Consider the following 1702-nt stretch of genomic DNA (forward strand, 5'->3'; position numbering starts at 1 on the left):
GCGTCCGACCGTGAGTTGCTGCAGCGCGTCGCGGAACAGCGCTTCCGATTCGGCGTCCAGCGCGCTGGTCGCCTCGTCGAGCAGCAGGATCTCGGCATTGCGCAGCATGGCGCGCGCGATCGAGATGCGCTGGCGCTGGCCGCCGGACAGCAACGAGCCGTTCTCGCCCACCTCCGTCTCGTAGCCCTTGGCCATGGCGCTGATGAAGTAATGCGCGTTGGCGGCCTTGGCCGCGGCGATCACCTCCTCGTCGGTCGCGTCCTGACGCCCGAGACGTATGTTGTGCATGATGGTGCCGGCGAACAGGAACGTGTCCTGGCTGACATAGGCAATCTTCTGCCTGAGTGAATCGAGCGTGGCGAAGGAGATGTCCTGGCCGTCGAACATGACCTTGCCGCTTTGCGGGTCGTACATGCGCATGATCAGGTTGAGGATCGTTGACTTGCCGCCGCCGGAAAGTCCGACCAGCGCCGTCATCTTGCCGGCCGCCAGGGTCAGGTTGAGCTGTTCGAAAACCGGCGGGCTCTCGGGATAGGCGAAGCTGACATTGTCGAAGCGGATTTCGCCCGGGCCCGGCTGCAGCGGCTTGGCGCCGGGCTTTTCGGCCAGCGTCAGCGGCCGGTCGGCAAGCTGGAACATCATGCGCACGCCGACGATGCCGGTCTCCAGCGAGATGCGCACGCGCGCCAGCCGCTTTGCCGGCTCATAAGCGAGCAGCAGCGCCCCGATAAAGGCCATGATGTTGCCCGGCATCTGGCCGCCCTGCAGCACCAGGAAGCCGCTGATGAAGACTGCGCCGGCAATCGCCAGACCGGCAAGCGTTTCCATCACCGGGCTGGTGGCTGCCTCGAGCGTCGCGATGTTGTTGGCGCGGTTCTGGACGTCCGACACGGCCTTGTACATGCGCTTGCGCATCGCGCCTTCGAGATTGAAGGATTTGACGACGCGCACGCCGATTGCCGTTTCCTGCATCACATGCACGATCTGGCCGAGCGAGCGGAATTCCATCTTGGCGATCTGGCGCACGCGCTTGAGAATGCTGTTGACGCCGTAGATCGCCACCGGTCCGACGACGAAGCAGATCAGCGACAGCGCCGGCTGCTCCCAGACCATCACTGCGACCAGCACGATCAACGTCACCAGATCGCGCACATAGGACGTGACGACGAGGTCGAGCACGCTGCGCGCGGCTTGGGCGTTGTTGGTCATGCGGGTGATCAGGTCGGACGACGAGGTCGAATGGTAGAATTCGATGCCTTGCGCCAGGATCCGGTCATAGATCTTTCGCTGCCTATCGGCGATGATGGCATTGCCGACCCGGCTCATGAAATAGGCCTGAACGAAGGTCGCCAGGCCCTTGAGGACGAAGATAGCGGCGACCGCGGCCGCGATCAGGTTGACGCGATCCGCTCTCTTGTAGACCACGAATTCGTTGGTGATCTCCTTCAGGATCCATGCGCTTGCCCCCGTCATGGCGGCCACCACCAGCATCGACACAATGGCCGCGCCATAGCCGAATTTATGCTCCCGGAAAGATTCTCGTACCAGCCTTGCGACAAGGCGCTGGTTCTCCGTCGAGCGGAAGAAGCGAAACAAACGGCCGATCCTGTGTCTGGCTTATCAAATTTCGGATTCGCCACGGGGGCGAGAGGCGGCTTATAGAGCGAGTTGGCGCCGGAGGAAACGCCGGCAGGGAAGAAAC

General features: G+C 62.9%; 1 protein-coding gene. It reads right to left on the reverse strand.

All coding sequences use genetic code 11. The annotated features are described in order from the left end of the window. Window positions 1-1596: ABC transporter ATP-binding protein (locus EOA60_RS31785; RefSeq protein WP_164899725.1), on the reverse strand; the 1596-nt coding region annotated here is incomplete at its 3' end. Window positions 1597-1702 lie beyond the last annotated feature (106 nt).

The sequence above is a fragment of the Mesorhizobium sp. M1A.F.Ca.IN.020.06.1.1 genome (assembly GCF_004023265.1).
In the GTDB taxonomy this organism is placed as follows: domain Bacteria; phylum Pseudomonadota; class Alphaproteobacteria; order Rhizobiales; family Rhizobiaceae; genus Mesorhizobium.